We start from the raw sequence: 14,644 nt of genomic DNA on the forward strand, positions 1-14,644 counted from the left end.
GCTTCAGCGCTTCGCGGCCTTGTTCTTCGGCCGCACGTACAGCACGAGGTTGTGCTCCTCGACGATGTAGCCGTGCTTTTCGGCGATCTGGTGTTGCAACTTTTCGATCTCTTCGCTGACAAACTCAATGACCTTGCCGGTTTCCAGGCAGACCATGTGATCGTGGTGCGGACCACGATCGAGTTCGAAAACGGCGGAGCCCCCCTCGAAATGGTGGCGCTGCACCAGGCCGGCGGCCTCGAACTGGGTCAGCACGCGGTAAACCGTGGCAAGGCCAACGTCCTCGTTGAGGTCGATCAGCTTGCGGTAGATGTCTTCCGCGGACAGATGCCGCATTTCACTGTTTTCCAGCAACTCAAGAATCTTGAGCCGCGGCAGCGTTACCTTGAGGCCAGCATTGCGAAGGTCGGAGGTTTCCACGTCGGCGCCTGATGTGATGTTTCGGCTATTATCCTCGCTCCTTCAGACTGGGCAACCCGATGCGCGTCTTTGTCGTCCTTATTTGCACCGTTTTGCTCAGCGGCTGCCAGATCATTTACAAGCTGCCGACCCGTCAGGGCAACGTCATCGAGCAGAAGCAGCTCGATCAGCTGAAGGTCGGCATGACCCAGCCTCAGGTCACTTATCTGCTCGGCACGCCGCTGGCGGCGAGCCCGTTCCGCGCCGATCGCTGGGATTACGTGGGCTACTACAAGTCGCCGCGCGGTCAGGTGTCGAAGCGCGTCGTCACGCTGTACTTCGACGGCGAGCAGAAGCTCGCCAAGATGGAAGGCATCGAGAAAGCATCGGCGGAACCGGAAATCGAGAACCCCGACCTGAAGACCGTCATCGACGACGAGAAGAAGGCGGCCAAGGAAGAAGAGCGCGCTGCCGGCGATGCCGGTCAGCAGCAGGGCGTCGTGGTCACGCCGGAGCAGCAGCAGCCGTAGGCAGGTATCGCGCAGTCAACCAAGCCGGCCGAAAGGCCGGTTTTGTTTTGAGGCGAAACTACCTGCCCTTCCTGGCATCGGCGGCGCGCGCGCGGCGCGACGCTTTGGGATCGATCAGCAGCGGGCGGTAGATCTCGATGCGATCGCCTGCGCTCACCAACTCGTCCAGTTCAACGACCCGGTTCCAGCGCCCGACCTTGTTGCGCGCCAGATCGATCTCCGGCCACTGCTGCAGGATGCCGGAGCGCTCGACCGCCTCGCGTACCGTCGCGCCCGCCGGCACCGAGAGCGAAATGACCTGCTGTTCGTCCGCAAGCGCGTAGACGACCTCGATCTGCAGCGACGCCACGCTCAAGCGGGCACATTCCAGAAGCTGACGAGGCGATCGAGCAGACCCGACGCGTACAGCAGGATCAGGATCAGGCCGAGGCGCGCCGGATAGCGCAGCGCGAAGAACCAGATGCCAAAGAGCCAACCGTCGCGCTCGCCCCACATCGAACGCGTCAGATCGCGCGGCATGATGCTGACGACGAACACGCTGATCAGCAGCCCGGTCGCCGGCGCCAGCCAGCTGGCGGTGATGAACTGCAGCCAGCCGAAGAAATTCAGACCCCACAGCTCGGCGTCCTGGAACAGACTGAACGACAGCAGCGTCCCCAGGCCCAGATACCAGACGATCAAGGCGCTGCTGGCGGCGGCGAAGACTCGCGTCATGCGCCATCGATCGATCATGTAACGGGTCAGCGGCTCCAGCAGCGCCGTCGCCGAACACAGCGTGACGATGAACATCAGCGCGAAGAAAGTGACGCCGAACAGCGTGCCGCCCAGCGTCGGCGGCAGGCTCTGCGGCAACACCTGGAAGATCAGCGCCAGTCCCGGCACCGGTTTCAGCCCGGCCGAGAAGATCACCGTGAACAGCGCCACGCCCGACAGCACGCTGACCAGTACATCGAGCATCACCAGCACCAGCGCGATGCGCTTGATCGGCGCGGTGGTCGGCAAGTAGGCGCCCAGGCCCATGATGACGCCGAACCCCAAGCTCATCGTGAAGAACGCCTGGTGCAGCGCTTCCATCGCGCCGCGCCAGCCGAGCCGGTCGAAATCCGGCGTCAGCAGCCAGGACAGCGCCGCACTGGAATCGAGCGTGACGAATGCGTAGGTACACAGCGCGAGGATCATCGCCGCGGCCGCCGGCATCAGACGCATCGCCGTCCGCTCGATCCCCTCGCGAAAGCCGTGGGCAACGACCACGCAGACGATCACCATGAAGATCGTGTGCCAGGACAGGCAGCGCTCCGGATCGCGCGCCAGATTCAGGAAAACCGTCGCCGCCTCGGCATCCGCCATGCCGGAGAATTCCCCGGTCGTCGTGCGGAATGCATAGGCCATGCTCCAGCCGGCAATGACGCTGTAGTACGACAGGATCAGCACCGCACCCGTCAGCGCCATGCGCCCGATGACGACCCAGATGCGCTTCGCCCTGGCGGTCTCGGCGAGACGGCGGAAGCCGGCAATCAGGTCATCGCGCGCCCAGCGGCCGATCATCAGCTCCGCCGCCAGCAGCGGCGCGGCAATCAGCAGCAGCGCCGCCACGTACACCAGCAGGAAGGCGCCACCGCCGTACTCGCCCATCAGATAAGGCACGCGCGTCAGGTTGCTGATGCCCACCGTCGCGCCGGCGGCGACCACGATGAAGCTTTGCGACGAACTCCAGGTTCCGTGGCTGCTTTCGCGGATATTCATCCCTGTCTCCGGCGGTAGGCCCCGAAACTCATGCGCTGGCAAGTCCTGTTTGGTCCGCTCTGCGCGGCTTCGTGGTGGTCTCTTGCGCGCTAGTCTAGCCGCCACCACCTATAATTTGCCCATGAGCAAGAAAGACAAGGCCGAGAAGGCCGGCGACAACGCGCAGCCGCGAACCATCGCGGTCAACCGCCGCGCGCGTTTCGACTATTTCATCGAAGACGACTACGAAGCCGGCCTGATGCTGCAGGGCTGGGAGGTCAAGGCCTTGCGCGCCGGCCGCGCCCAGGTCGCCGAAGCCTATGTGGTGCTCAAGAATGGCGAAGCCTTCCTGATCGGCGCCCATATCACGCCGCTCAAGCAGACCTGCACCCACGAGATCGCCGACGCCACCCGCACCCGCAAGCTGCTGCTGCACGAGCGCGAGCTGTCCAGCCTGATCGGCAAGGTCGAGCGCGCCGGCTACACCCTGGTGCCCCTGGAAATGCACTGGACGCGCGGTCGCGCCAAGCTGCAGATCGGCCTCGGCAAGGGCAAGAAGAACCACGACAAGCGCGCCGACATCAAGGAAAAGGACTGGGAGCGCCAGAAAGGCCGCATCATGCGGCACGCCTCTTAAGCCTTTAAGAAAAGCCCGTAGCCCGGATGAAATCCGGGACAGCCCCACCAGCAAAGAGCAAAGCCCCCGGATTCCATCCGGGCTACGGCACCGAACGGAACTCCGCCCCTTCGTGGTAGTCTTACCCCGTACCTCGGGGATGACATGGCTTCGACGGTGACTGGAAATTTGACGTGCATGCCGAGGCGCGGATGGCCCTCGTTAATAACTTCCGCAACCAAGCTAGTTGCGAACGACTCCAACTACGCCCTCGCCGCCTAAATCCGGCGAGCGTCTGACCAGACGGTGTTGATGCCCCTGAATCAGATGTCGACTCTCATCAACTCGCATTGAAGCCCGTCCTTGGCCGATTTGCTAAAACCTTAAGGGAATAAGCGACGGCGTTCCGTGCCTATCCGGGAACCGAAGTCGAAAATCAAAGATTAGGCTAAGCATGTAGATCGAAGAACGGAAGGTTGTCGGACGCGGGTTCGATTCCCGCCATCTCCACCAAATAAGGGTCCATAGCGATCCCACAATGTCCACTAACCCCGTGTAATAGCGGGGTTTTTTATTTCCCACCGTCTATAGAAGTCCTGGAAAGTCCGTTGACATCCGGGGGCAAGGCGGGGCAAGTTCGGGGGCACCCCAGCCCAGCAATGAGCCTGCTGCCCCCAATGCCGCTTACCGACATCAGAATTAAGAATGCATCGCCAACGGCGAAAACTCAGCGCCTTTTCGACGCTGGAGGCATGTACTTAGAGATTTCCCCAACCGGGGGTAAGTGGTGGCGCCTGAAGTACCGTTATGAGGGAAAGGAGAAACGCATCTCCCTGGGCGTCTATCCAACCATCTCGCTGAAAGAGGCGCGCGCCAAACGCGATCAAGCAAAAAAGCTACTCGCAAACGGCGTGAATCCTAGCGATGAACGACAAGCCGCTCAAATAGCCAAAGCAGGCGCGGCGAGCTTCGAAGCCGTTGCCCGTGAGTGGCACAAAAAGCTCTCGCCAACCTGGGTGCCCAGCCATGCTGACCGCATTATTCAGAGGCTAGAAGCTGACGTATTCCCGTGGATAGGAACCAAGTCCGTTAGCGATATCAAAGCGCCCGAGCTACTGCAAATAGCCCGTCGGGTTGAAGGCAGGAAGGCACTCGATACTGCTCACCGAGTTCTTCAGAACTGTGGGCAGGTGTTCCGATACGCCATCGCCACTGGCCGAGCAGAGAGAAATCCCGTCCCGGATCTAAGAGGGGCCTTACCACCCACGAAAGGCAAACACCACGCGAGCATTACCGATCCGAAAGCGGTTGGTGGATTGATGCGTGCGATAGACAGCTTCTCAGGAACTTTCGTGGTCAGGTGCGCGCTGCAACTGGCTCCGCTCGTATTTGTCAGACCAGGCGAACTTCGCAAGGCAGAGTGGAGCCAGTTCAACCTAGAAAAGGCTGAATGGAGGATTCCCGCTGGAAAAATGAAGATGCGCGTTACGCATATCGTGCCTCTAAGTAGACAAGCCGTAGAGATACTGACCGAGCTAGCTCCGCTTACTTCCGGAACGTCCATTGCGAATCCACAGGGACCACGCTACGTTTTCCCCGGCGTTCGGAAGCGAAACAATCCGATGAGCGAAAACACAATCCTCGCTGCTCTACGCACTTTGGGTTACAGCAAAGAGGAAATGACGGGGCACGGCTTCAGGAGCATGGCCTCCACCCTACTGCATGAGCAAGGGTGGAACCATCAAGTTATCGAGCGTCAATTGGCCCATGCCGAGCGCAATGCAGTAAGCGCTGCGTACAACTATGCTGAGCATCTACCCGAGCGCAGGACGATGATGCAATCGTGGGCTGACTACCTGGACACTTTGCGCTCTGGGCAGCAACTCGCATAGCCAGTCCCGTAGACCCTTCGCCAACACACCGCCCCGCTCAAGGGACTACACTCACTCGACAGGGGCGGACAGGTCATCCGGGGGGATGAAACTCATGGGCAGTGCGAAAAATCCCATCACGTTAAGTGGCCACTTTGGCATCGATCCACTTGCACTTGATAAAGCGGGCGTTCTTGACGCAACACTAGCTCTCGACACGAAGCTATTTATTGACCCCCTTCTTTTCGGCGATAGCAAACATAAAGAACTGCGAGGAAAAGCTACCAAGCTATATCGCCTCCATTTCGAGCGAATTATCGATCTGCTTAACGCAAGCAAGGCAGTAAACGATGCCCCCTGGAAAGCTGCGAAACGCCTTCTCAAAGTCCAAGAAACAGTCGGCACATGTCTGGGATACGGAGCTGGATCCATACACGGAAGCGCGATTGGCGAGACCCTGGCAAATCGAATACTGAAAGTTGCCTCCGAAGTAATCGACGTAGGCGTGTCGAATCCCGCTCTGTTCTCGGCGATGGCTCTATTCGAAGAAGATATTGGACCCGACAGGCTTAGCGACCTTACGACCCACATCATCTTTCCGGCTCTGATTGCATTCAATCAAGGAGCTCTGCTCAAGCTGGGCATGGAAGGGGAACCCTTTCGGCAACCCGATGGGAGCTTCGCAACATTCTTGCGGAATCCGTTTGAAGCACAGAGGGTACCAATTATCTTGGTTCCAACCGATATCCTGAGGGACCTGCCGGTCGCCAGAGATTGGGATGAGATTGCAGCAGCTGCTCAGCACAACGCAGCGCTCAGAGAACGCATCAACCAGCATGTAGCCGAAATTTGGCAGAAGAAAACGAAACGAAAAAAGGGACTACTTAAATCTCAAGCGCTTGCGAGCCAAGAAGCTTTTCAGACCTTGCTAGATTCGATCAACGAGGCGTCCGCTCTTCCCTACGATGTAAAGACCGATCCTGAAGGCGTGATTCAGTGGGCAACCAAGGGACGCCAATACGCGGAAAATAACCCCCTTCAGCTGAAGCGCCCAAAGGCAAAGTCGCTCGACGCATTGTTCGATTTGGTCAGCTTGGTTGTCGATCAGTTTCAGCACATGATCGAAGAGTGCGGCCTGAACAAGGAGCTCTACAGAACAAAAGACAGGCCGCGTCACGAGTCCACAGCTCAGCGCCTCTTCTTCGCAATTGCATACTCATACTGCCATGCGAACGACATAGATATCTCTCCGGAGCTCGACACCGGCAACGGAAAGGTAGATTTCAAATTTTCCGACGGCTTCTCTAAGCGTGTTCTTGTCGAGATAAAGCTCTCCACGAATACAGCGTTAGTTAGCGGATATACAAAGCAGCTGGAAGTCTATAAGAGAGCGCAGCTTACAGATCGTGCGATCTATCTGGTTCTGGACGTTGGGAAAATGGGCAACAAGGCGAAAGACTTAGTATCCGCACACAACACGCTGAACAAGACATACAAGCAGGTGTCGCACCTTAGGTTCGTCGATGGCGCGCTGAAGGCAACTGCGAGCAAGCGGAAATAGAACTCAGAAGAGGATGGCATGCATGGCATCTGACGAGGAAATCATTGCCGATCTACGCCCAACTGCCCGACTTCGGGTGATGGATCTTCTCTCCGAAGCTGGCGTAGACGTTTCAGCATGGAGGAAGACAAAAGATGGAAGTCCGGTAAAGCACCCGGCGGCCAACCCCCGCTATTGCTATGAGTGGGCGTTTGGCGCAGTCGATGAGCCCGCAATCTTCTGCATGTGGCACAGCAGTCTCAGATCTGATGCCAACGGGATTCACTGGAAAGGAAATTTTCGCCAACTCGCAGAAAAGTTAGAAGCTCTCTCTAGAGATCACGCTCAAGCTTCCAAAGTACGCCAGACATTTGGCAGCCAATCGACTCGGGCACGAGCGTGCGATCAGCGCATGCACGAAGCTTCCGAACGTCGCGCGCCCATACGCATCATTGTCGTTGACGGAAAGCAGAAAGATAAAGACGACATCGGCGGCGGACACTCCAAGGTTTCTAAGCGGCTACTGGATCCGGAAGACTGGGAACTAAGAACATATGACGTTCAATCTGGCGCCTTCGAGGTTCGCCGAGGAGCAGCGCTCCGATCCGCCACAGCCTGGTCCAACGAAGAGCTTCGTGCAACAGTCACTGCATATCAATCTTTACAAGAATCCATACGAAATGGCGGACAGATCAACAAGGCAGGGACGTACCGTGAACTTGCTCGCACCTTTGGTCGATCCGCCAAGGCATTCGAATACAGGATGCAGAACATCTCCTACATCCTCGCTCTAATGGGCCGCGAGTGGATCGCTGGCCTAGCGCCCGCAAAGAATGTCGGCACCGATATTGGATCAAGAATCACAGCGATTATTTCGCAAGGCGCGCCTGACACTGAGGCACATGCCGTAGAAGAGAAACTTGAAACAAAGCGCTTGATCTCCGTAACGTTTACCAAGCCAAGAGGTGCGATTGATCCCGTTCGCACCGCGAGTGTCGTCACCACCTTCACGCGAGACGCACAAGTAAAAGCTTGGGTACTGAAACGCGCCAGAGGGATCTGTGAATGCTGTCAGCGCCCCGCCCCGTTTAGTGATGCAGCAGGCGACCCGTACTTAGAAGTACACCATGTACGTCGCCTGGCGGATGGCGGAACCGACACCACTTCGAACGCCGTTGCGATATGCCCCAACTGCCATCGCGAACTTCACTACGGCATAGACGCGCGAAAAAAGCAGCTGACTCTTATCAAAAATATAGCCGACTTGCGGCCTGAGTAGATGGATAGCTCAATGAACACAAAGAAAATTCAGGGACTTCTCGCAGACTTCGCTAAGGAGCGCGATTGGGATCAGTTTCACAGCCCCAAAAATCTCGTCATGGCACTAGCCGGCGAAGCGGGAGAGCTGGTCGATATTTTTCAATGGTTAACCGAAGAGCAATCTAGGGCATTGGACTCAAAAGGGATCGCCCTTGCATCCGAAGAGATGGCTGATGTGCTTCTGTACTTGCTACGTCTTGCCGACAAACTAAACATCGATCTCGAGAAAGCTGCACTCTCAAAGATAGAACTCAACGGTCGCAAGTACCCCGTAGATGCTGCTCGCGGAAATGCTGATAAGTACAACAGGCGCACTCCATGACACGCGTCATCCTTCAACCTGCAGGTAACGACGCATCCCTACGCCACTATCGAGATACCGTCAAGCGCCCCGTCCCTCTGGTCCAGCTTGCAAATCACCTTCCGACAGATGACATCGATATCTTGTCGCAGGCAGCAGACGGGTTCGGAATCGCCACTTGGGGAGTCACTCCCGCGACGAATGGTTCAAACGTCGGTAAGTGGAGGCAGATTCAACGAGGAGATGTCGTATTGTTCGGTGGGAAAGGAGTTTCATATGCGTCTGCCGTCGTTGTTCACACAGCACGCAATGCAGCCCTAGCTCACGAACTATGGGGAACAGACCCCTCCGGCAACACCTGGGAGTATCTTTTTTTCATTGCCGAAGTGCGCGAACAGCGAGTACCTAAGTCACTCGTTAATCAACTCGCCGGCTTCGCATTGAGCAATGCGTGGATGGGATTCAACGTAGTTGACGAGAAGCGCAGTGAAGCGATTCTTCTAGGCCTGGAAATAGGTAGCTCAAGCTACTTACCAAATGTAAGCAAGGAAGATATTTCCGAAGAAGCTCGCCGGCTATCGGAATCGGGGAGCACGGATCTGCTTTCCACTGTCTTTTTACGAAAGGAGCAGGCAGCGCTACGGCGCTGGGTCTTCCGATCAGAAAGAACTATGCCCTGCGCTCTGTGCGGCCGTGAGTATTCAGTAGAGTTTCTTGTGGCGGCGCATGTAAAGAAGCGGAGCATATGCACCATCGAAGAGCGATTGGACTTCACAAACATCGCGATGCCTCTGTGCAAATTCGGTTGCGATGATCTTTTTGAGAAGGCCTATGTCGTCGTCAAAAATGGCATGGTGGCCGCAGGTAATTCCGCTCCAAAGTGCGAAGTCGCACGGACATACGTCGCCGCCTTGGTCGGACGTTCGTGCAAGTACTGGTCGCGCTCATCAGCACCATATTTTTCTTGGCATGCAGGCACCGAAGAGTGATGGCGGTCGCTGAACTGGCTCGGCTTTTGAGCCTGCCACCGTATATGTTGTTGCACTGGCGGCAGAGCCCGGGCACCCTGGGCATGATTTTTGATGACTCGGGGGAGTCGAATGCAGGAGCCTGCAAAGTTGCACTTTTACGACATCAAAGCATGCGGCTACTACACGCTTGGCGGAAAAGCCCGAGCGTTCGGTGAGCCGGCAAGCACCTTGAGCAATCTGTTGTCTTGGGTAAAACAAGATGGCAAAGCTCTCCAGGAAACATGCACTTACACACCCTCAGAAGATGACCCGTTCATGCATACCTATTGCCTGGATATGCAGAAGGATTCAAAGGGCGACTTCGTGCTCGTAAGCTGGAATGAAACTCCTCTCGCTGATGGCCTAGTCGAAAGCGTCGACGGTACTCAACCCGTGGGTGTCGCAGCCATCGAAGGCACTGAGCTTCCAAATACAACCAGCATTCCAGGGTACCCCGCATACTTCTGGATTCTCCCGTCCGAGGGGTTGCTCGTCACGATCCAGTTCGGCGACATGCGAAATGGACATCTTGCTATTGATAAATACCTAACTGGATTTCTGGAAAGGCACTCAAAATTTGTTGCCGCTCAGCCTAGCACCGAGCCAGATGCTGATGATCAGCAGTTGGGATATTGCGAGCATCCCGGAGACACTCCCCAGCATCTTATTCCACGATTCAAAAGCGTCCTGAAGCACAATCACGCTGATTTAGATCATCTTCGAACCAATCGAAATAGAATCACCAAAGTTGTTCGTCACCAAATTCTTAAGCCAGGCAAGAGTAAAAATCAGTCGCTGTATAAGCGCCTCCTCAAGCACCTAGGATTTGTTGGAGAACCCATGCTCTCATCGGAGGTCAAGGTCGACTACACAATTGATATGTGCCCGACCGAGGCAGAGTTCGAGGAAATTCTGGCGAGTTTTTCCGAGGAGCAGAATGAATCCGCTTGGCAGAGGACCGGTTTCCGATTGCAGGGATCTCAAACTCCCGTCTGGCTTGACAGTGCGAGAGCTCGCGTCGACATTGAGCTGGACGTCGCTCGCGGAGATCAGAAGACTGTTTCAGCCACCTCCATTCTGGAGGCGATTAGCGCTCGCCGAGCCAATCTCATAAGCACTCTGGACTAATGAAGTACGTAAAGCCGGGGCTATACATTCTGATTTCGCTGCTCGGCGTTCCAGCGATCTTCGGGATTTCTTGCCTGGGCCGCGCCGTACCAATGCAAGCGCAATTAGGGATGTACGACTCACTCTCGACAATCGCCGTATTCGTATTCGGCGTCATGGGAGCCTGGCTTGCTCTCGTTTATCCCGACACGCTCAAATCCATACTCGACCCCGCTGTGACCAAAAAGGAAAAGCTGGGCCGTGTCATCGGCAGAATGCTAAATCCGATGGTGATCTCTCTTTTTATCGTTGTTTCAAGTTTATTGGTCAAACTTGCGTACTTGCTGGGAAAGTACAACTTTGAGTTACAGAATTATGTAGAGATTATTAGAGGCACAAGCTTCGCTTTTCTTGGAGTTCTTTTTGGGCTCGTTGTGCTGGCCTTGATCTATGCAATCTCGCCCGGTCTAGGCATATCTGATGAATTTGAAATTCGGATCAACAAAGATAGAAGACTGAAGCAACTGCGTTAGATCTCATCATTAAGCCAATCACGAATGCACCGCAACTGTTGCCTTGATAACTGGGGCTTCAGATCAAATAGGCCTAAGCGGGTTCGAACAATCTTGTCAGGATCATTTCCTTTATCACCCGCATACAGCGCATTCCCGCCGCTACTTTTACCGATCTCAATAGGGCAACCCCTAAAGTTCCTAAGTGGCAAGCCTCGCGAATTCGCCCCACCTCAAATCTTGGTGCTTAGGCCATTGACGCTAGTATCAATGTCCAGGTTTGTTTCGCGAGTCTCGGATACCTAAGCCTCGAATAGGGCTCATGAAATGACGAGTAGGATTACCGAGGAACGTAAGGACTTCCCTTCTGCCCCACGACCCTCTAAATCGCCCGCTAAGATCGCTCTGTCGAAACCGAACGAAGCCCTGCGCGACGGCGGACTAGATGCGATTCAGAGTCACTTGATCAGAGATATCACACCGAAAATCACTGTCAGCACAAGTCCAACAACCGCCAGCGGTATAGACCACTTGTTGGAAGACTGAAGCCGCTCCAATGCGTCCTGGCGCGCCTCGATCAGACCCGCGAGGTCTTGCAGTTTGCCCCTCGCTGCGTCTCCATCACCAGCGGTTACAAACCTTTGGATGTCCAGAACTAGATTGCGCTCTGCGGGTGGAAGATCGGCAAACGGCGCTTCCTCCTCTATGCGCTTTAGCGCTTCCGTGGCTCGAACCTTGAGATGGCGCCTGGTTTCGGACCCGATGCTCTCATCTGCGACTAGATTTACCAGGTATTCCCGCAGCGCCCGACCCAAACCGGCTCGATAGGAAATATCGTCCGCTCCCAATCCGTGAACCCCTTTGTAGACGTTCACGAAATCTTCGACAGCTTCAAGAGTGCCAGTCAGCAGTCCTTTCTTAATTGCCTTTTGTAGCGCCTCTCCTCGCTCATTCCGAAGATCGCGAGATCGCCTTAAAAGTTGACGAGCTACAGATGCATATACTGCAAGACCGACCGCCGCTCCAAACACCGACATGACTCGCTCATCGAAAATCTCTACGAGTGCACTCACGCTACCCTCACTGATGCCTGGTCACGAATGCCGACAGCGGCAACTATATTCTAAGTCGTACCCGCGACCAGTTCGCACGGCACGCCCCACATTCCGTGCTCGCTCGTCCACGCCCCTCGTCTAACTGGGGGCATTTTGTGGGTGGGCTGCAATGTCAATTCCGAAGGGCAATAGCTGACCCTTGTGTCGGTAGTATGTTGCAGGGTTCATCTCCTCGCGCAGATCATCTCCGTCTTGCCACTTGCGAACCGTAAGCTGCAGGTACCTCGGCAAGCCTTGAAAGACTTGCTTCGATAGCAACTCATTCCTACTGACCTGTAGTCGATTCAAGTAGATTTCAAATGTGCTGGAAGCAGCATCCGCGCTCCATGCAGCACCTGAAGCTAGACGCCTGTCGGCCAGCTCTCTGGATTTAAGGGTGACTTCGATTCGAAGCGCGTCGTCGGCCATGACCAACAGGTCGTCTCTATTCGGCAATGCATCTGGAAGGGCTCGAGTTGGCTTCTGCAGCTCGTCGCCCTTGCAGTAGACCTTGATCGCTCGATATTTAGAGTTCTTAGCAAAGTAAAGAGTCTCCCCTGTGTACTCACCACGGCCTGAGTGCCTCATTGTGGCCAGCTTGCTCAGCGACCGTAGAGCAGCTCTAGCTTTGGCCCTCGAGCCGCAGGGGATCATGCAGTTGATATCAACCCTCGTAAGCCGGAAGTCTCCCTTCAGCCATTGGCTAATGTGCGACCAGGACACGTGGCGACCGGCGTTTTGGATTGCTACAGCGGCCATACGGGCAACTAGATACTTAAGATCAGTCCCACCGATGACGTTATGCCCCTGAAGAAATTTCGCGGGATTGCCTGAAATCCAGACATGCGTGTCGCGGGGACCTCCTGAGGGCATATGGGTTCTTAGGGAGATGGCATCTGAATGAGATCCCTGAACCCGCAGGTATTTGTCCTTTTCCCATTGGACGACACCGTTCTCATCAATGTCCATTACGACGCCTCCTCTGATCTTTCCCCAATGGGCATAGGGGACTACAGCGGTGACCCAATCAATCATCAGGGGTAGCTGCTTTTTCGCACCGGTGAGAGAAATGAGCGGTATTACTGATAACACCTTTTCAGCGGCGATCTGTCCTCCCTGGTAGGCCGTCGGATTGGAATTAAGCATGGGCAACACCGGCAGGCAGTCCGCCAATGCATTTCGCGATCCATTCATTGACCTCGGCTTCAACCCATACAGCTGAGCCATGGGAGGTCAGACGGCGCTGCCGGGGAAAAAGCCCCTTGCTGATATGGGAATAGACAGTGGACCGCCCAAGTGAAGTCCTGGCGCAGACCTCCTTGATCCGAATAAGCCGGTGCTGAACTGAAGTGGTTCGAGTCGCTACATGTGCCGCGTCATTCATAGTTGCCTCCTTGTAAGTCACTGAAAGGAAACGAACTATTAAGAAAGTACGCTTATAAAAAAATCCTCTTATACGGTAGGCGTACTATTTTTTCTGGGGCGACGCTTAGCAATTGGGATTCCCCGTTGCTCACGGTAACGGATGTGCCAGTTTTTCCCTGTTGGGCCCTCAATAAATCGGCCTCTCTGGGGCTCCCGTAGACCTAGCTCCCTAGCCTTGGCGCATACGGTGTCATACACAGAAATGAGGGCAGCCTGCTGTTTCTGACCTTGCACGACAGCTTCGTGGATTAACCGACCACCGAACTCGGCCAATTGTCTCGTCTTGTCGTGGCGCTTCATAGCGGCCGCCTCCCCAAGCTCCCTGTGAAACGCATTTCGCACACGCTGAATCTGAGCAGCCGTTGCTTCGCCGCGCCCCACCTGGGCTGTCGCCATTCTTAGTAGATGCTGCGCGTGAATTAGCACCGGCAGATGCATTAAATGTCCGCCGTTAGCGAGCCTCTCGGCAAAGATTGCAAGCAATGTAATTCCAATCGCCTGCAAGCCCGCGCAGGAGTCCACTTGTGCCCCTGACTTTCCTAGCACCGCCGGGAACCTCTTTAAGCTTCCCACAGCTTTAAGAATGCGCTTCGGCCAGCGCGTGAGCGCCGGTGAATCCCATGAGCGAGTTTCAAAAAAAGGATCTCGCCTAGAACCGCTAGAAAAGCTCTCCATCACCTCTTCCAAGGCATGAATAGCGTCCTCAAAGTGCTGCTTGCCTACGGGCAGCGTCGGTGAGAGCTCCCCATTCAAATCGACGATATAGGCTTTGAAATCCTCCTGCGCAAAAACCAGCTCGGCCTTCAAAGCTTGTAGCGGCTTGTGCCAGTCGTCCTCTACGGAACTGAGCTGGTCTAGACGTCCCACTATCTCCGCTTGCCGCCCCACCAACTCACGTATGTAAGCCTCCCTGTCCGGCAAGGGGCATTCCTCTGTACTCGCAGGCGCTGTATTCACCGACACTCCGCAAATGGGCTGAGGCGCTTAGCCGGTCGAATGGCTAAGCTTGTCAAGATTGATACGATTCTGAAATATCGTATGCCAGCCACACGCGGAAGCTAATTAGCAGGCTTGCCAACGCCCACAGCTAACATTGCCAACGGTGTGATAGGAGCTGCTGCCCGAGAGCGATGCACACCATCAATTTCCGGAGCAATGAGCGAGACAGTTGACTCCTTTGGGGGCAACTGTGGGGGC

16 protein-coding genes and 1 other RNA gene are annotated in these 14,644 nt (G+C 55.6%); 10 read left to right on the forward strand and 7 right to left on the reverse strand.

Features of this window, described 5'->3' with window-relative positions:
- Positions 1-3: 3 nt before the first annotated feature.
- Entirely contained in the window at positions 4-420 is a 417-nt protein-coding gene (gene fur, locus AC3WUF_RS13115) for a ferric iron uptake transcriptional regulator (protein ID WP_492426260.1), read from the reverse strand.
- Between the two features lie 59 nt (positions 421-479).
- On the opposite strand from fur, the gene AC3WUF_RS13120 reads away from it, so the two are divergent.
- Entirely contained in the window at positions 480-929 is a 450-nt protein-coding gene (locus AC3WUF_RS13120) for an outer membrane protein assembly factor BamE (protein WP_492426262.1), read from the forward strand.
- A 58-nt stretch (positions 930-987) separates the two neighbouring features.
- On the opposite strand, the gene AC3WUF_RS13125 is transcribed toward AC3WUF_RS13120, so the two are convergent.
- A complete protein-coding gene (locus AC3WUF_RS13125; protein ID WP_492427186.1) occupies positions 988-1,278 on the reverse strand; it encodes an RnfH family protein in 291 nt (96 codons plus the stop codon).
- A 2-nt stretch (positions 1,279-1,280) separates the two neighbouring features.
- Positions 1,281-2,672 carry a sodium-dependent transporter gene (locus AC3WUF_RS13130; protein WP_492426264.1) on the reverse strand — a complete coding sequence of 464 codons (1,392 nt, stop codon included), beginning with the start codon at positions 2,670-2,672 and terminating at the stop codon, positions 1,281-1,283.
- Between the two features lie 121 nt (positions 2,673-2,793).
- Between AC3WUF_RS13130 and smpB the strand changes: the two genes are divergently transcribed.
- The 9 genes from smpB to AC3WUF_RS13175 all read left to right on the forward strand — a co-directional run bounded on the left by smpB (position 2,794) and on the right by AC3WUF_RS13175 (position 10,949).
- Entirely contained in the window at positions 2,794-3,288 is a 495-nt protein-coding gene (gene smpB, locus AC3WUF_RS13135) for an SsrA-binding protein SmpB (RefSeq protein WP_492426266.1), read from the forward strand.
- 135 nt (positions 3,289-3,423) lie between these two features.
- Positions 3,424-3,780, forward strand: a transfer-messenger RNA (tmRNA) gene (ssrA, locus tag AC3WUF_RS13140).
- A gap of 164 nt (positions 3,781-3,944) precedes the next feature.
- On the forward strand, positions 3,945-5,159 hold the full coding sequence (locus AC3WUF_RS13145) for a tyrosine-type recombinase/integrase (protein WP_492427188.1): 1,215 nt from the start codon (positions 3,945-3,947) through the stop codon (positions 5,157-5,159).
- A gap of 94 nt (positions 5,160-5,253) precedes the next feature.
- Positions 5,254-6,699, forward strand: a complete 1,446-nt coding sequence (locus AC3WUF_RS13150) for a DUF8370 family protein (protein WP_492426268.1) — start codon at positions 5,254-5,256, stop codon at positions 6,697-6,699.
- A 22-nt stretch (positions 6,700-6,721) separates the two neighbouring features.
- Positions 6,722-7,957, forward strand: a complete 1,236-nt coding sequence (locus AC3WUF_RS13155) for an HNH endonuclease (RefSeq protein ID WP_492426270.1) — start codon at positions 6,722-6,724, stop codon at positions 7,955-7,957.
- 12 nt (positions 7,958-7,969) lie between these two features.
- A complete protein-coding gene (locus tag AC3WUF_RS13160; RefSeq protein ID WP_492426272.1) occupies positions 7,970-8,320 on the forward strand; it encodes a nucleotide pyrophosphohydrolase in 351 nt (116 codons plus the stop codon).
- Entirely contained in the window at positions 8,317-9,288 is a 972-nt protein-coding gene (locus AC3WUF_RS13165) for a hypothetical protein (protein ID WP_492426274.1), read from the forward strand. Before AC3WUF_RS13160 ends, AC3WUF_RS13165 begins: the two co-directional genes overlap by 4 nt.
- Positions 9,289-9,399: 111 nt before the next feature.
- A complete protein-coding gene (locus AC3WUF_RS13170) occupies positions 9,400-10,437 on the forward strand; it encodes a hypothetical protein (protein WP_492426276.1) in 1,038 nt (345 codons plus the stop codon).
- On the forward strand, positions 10,437-10,949 hold the full coding sequence (locus tag AC3WUF_RS13175; RefSeq protein ID WP_492426278.1) for a hypothetical protein: 513 nt from the start codon (positions 10,437-10,439) through the stop codon (positions 10,947-10,949). The genes AC3WUF_RS13170 and AC3WUF_RS13175 overlap by 1 nt, the downstream gene beginning before the upstream one ends.
- A gap of 437 nt (positions 10,950-11,386) precedes the next feature.
- On the opposite strand, the gene AC3WUF_RS13180 is transcribed toward AC3WUF_RS13175, so the two are convergent.
- From AC3WUF_RS13180 to AC3WUF_RS13195, 4 genes are all read right to left on the reverse strand, one after another.
- A complete protein-coding gene (locus tag AC3WUF_RS13180; protein WP_492426280.1) occupies positions 11,387-12,001 on the reverse strand; it encodes a hypothetical protein in 615 nt (204 codons plus the stop codon).
- A gap of 120 nt (positions 12,002-12,121) precedes the next feature.
- Positions 12,122-13,249 (reverse strand): phage/plasmid replication protein, II/X family, encoded by a 1,128-nt coding sequence (locus tag AC3WUF_RS13185; protein ID WP_492426282.1) that lies wholly within the window; start codon positions 13,247-13,249, stop codon positions 12,122-12,124.
- Positions 13,161-13,406: a helix-turn-helix transcriptional regulator gene (locus tag AC3WUF_RS13190; RefSeq protein WP_492426284.1), complete on the reverse strand. Its 246-nt coding sequence runs from the start codon at positions 13,404-13,406 to the stop codon at positions 13,161-13,163. Before AC3WUF_RS13190 ends, AC3WUF_RS13185 begins: the two co-directional genes overlap by 89 nt.
- Positions 13,407-13,474: 68 nt before the next feature.
- Positions 13,475-14,368, reverse strand: a complete 894-nt coding sequence (locus AC3WUF_RS13195) for a hypothetical protein (RefSeq protein ID WP_492426286.1) — start codon at positions 14,366-14,368, stop codon at positions 13,475-13,477.
- Between the last annotated feature and the right edge of the window lie 276 nt (positions 14,369-14,644).

The organism is Fontimonas sp. FW305-C-3 (assembly GCF_058783185.1).

Coding starts and splice junctions, on each gene's coding strand:
- AC3WUF_RS13175 (WP_492426278.1), top strand. CDS start 10,437: ATGAAGTACGTAAAGCCGGGGCTATACATTCTGATTTCGCTGCTCGGC.
- AC3WUF_RS13190 (WP_492426284.1), bottom strand. CDS start 13,406: ATGAATGACGCGGCACATGTAGCGACTCGAACCACTTCAGTTCAGCAC.
- AC3WUF_RS13185 (WP_492426282.1), bottom strand. CDS start 13,249: ATGGCTCAGCTGTATGGGTTGAAGCCGAGGTCAATGAATGGATCGCGA.
- AC3WUF_RS13155 (WP_492426270.1), top strand. CDS start 6,722: ATGGCATCTGACGAGGAAATCATTGCCGATCTACGCCCAACTGCCCGA.
- AC3WUF_RS13170 (WP_492426276.1), top strand. CDS start 9,400: ATGCAGGAGCCTGCAAAGTTGCACTTTTACGACATCAAAGCATGCGGC.
- AC3WUF_RS13130 (WP_492426264.1), bottom strand. CDS start 2,672: ATGAATATCCGCGAAAGCAGCCACGGAACCTGGAGTTCGTCGCAAAGC.
- AC3WUF_RS13150 (WP_492426268.1), top strand. CDS start 5,254: ATGGGCAGTGCGAAAAATCCCATCACGTTAAGTGGCCACTTTGGCATC.
- AC3WUF_RS13145 (WP_492427188.1), top strand. CDS start 3,945: ATGCCGCTTACCGACATCAGAATTAAGAATGCATCGCCAACGGCGAAA.
- AC3WUF_RS13165 (WP_492426274.1), top strand. CDS start 8,317: ATGACACGCGTCATCCTTCAACCTGCAGGTAACGACGCATCCCTACGC.
- AC3WUF_RS13160 (WP_492426272.1), top strand. CDS start 7,970: ATGAACACAAAGAAAATTCAGGGACTTCTCGCAGACTTCGCTAAGGAG.
- AC3WUF_RS13120 (WP_492426262.1), top strand. CDS start 480: ATGCGCGTCTTTGTCGTCCTTATTTGCACCGTTTTGCTCAGCGGCTGC.
- smpB (WP_492426266.1), top strand. CDS start 2,794: ATGAGCAAGAAAGACAAGGCCGAGAAGGCCGGCGACAACGCGCAGCCG.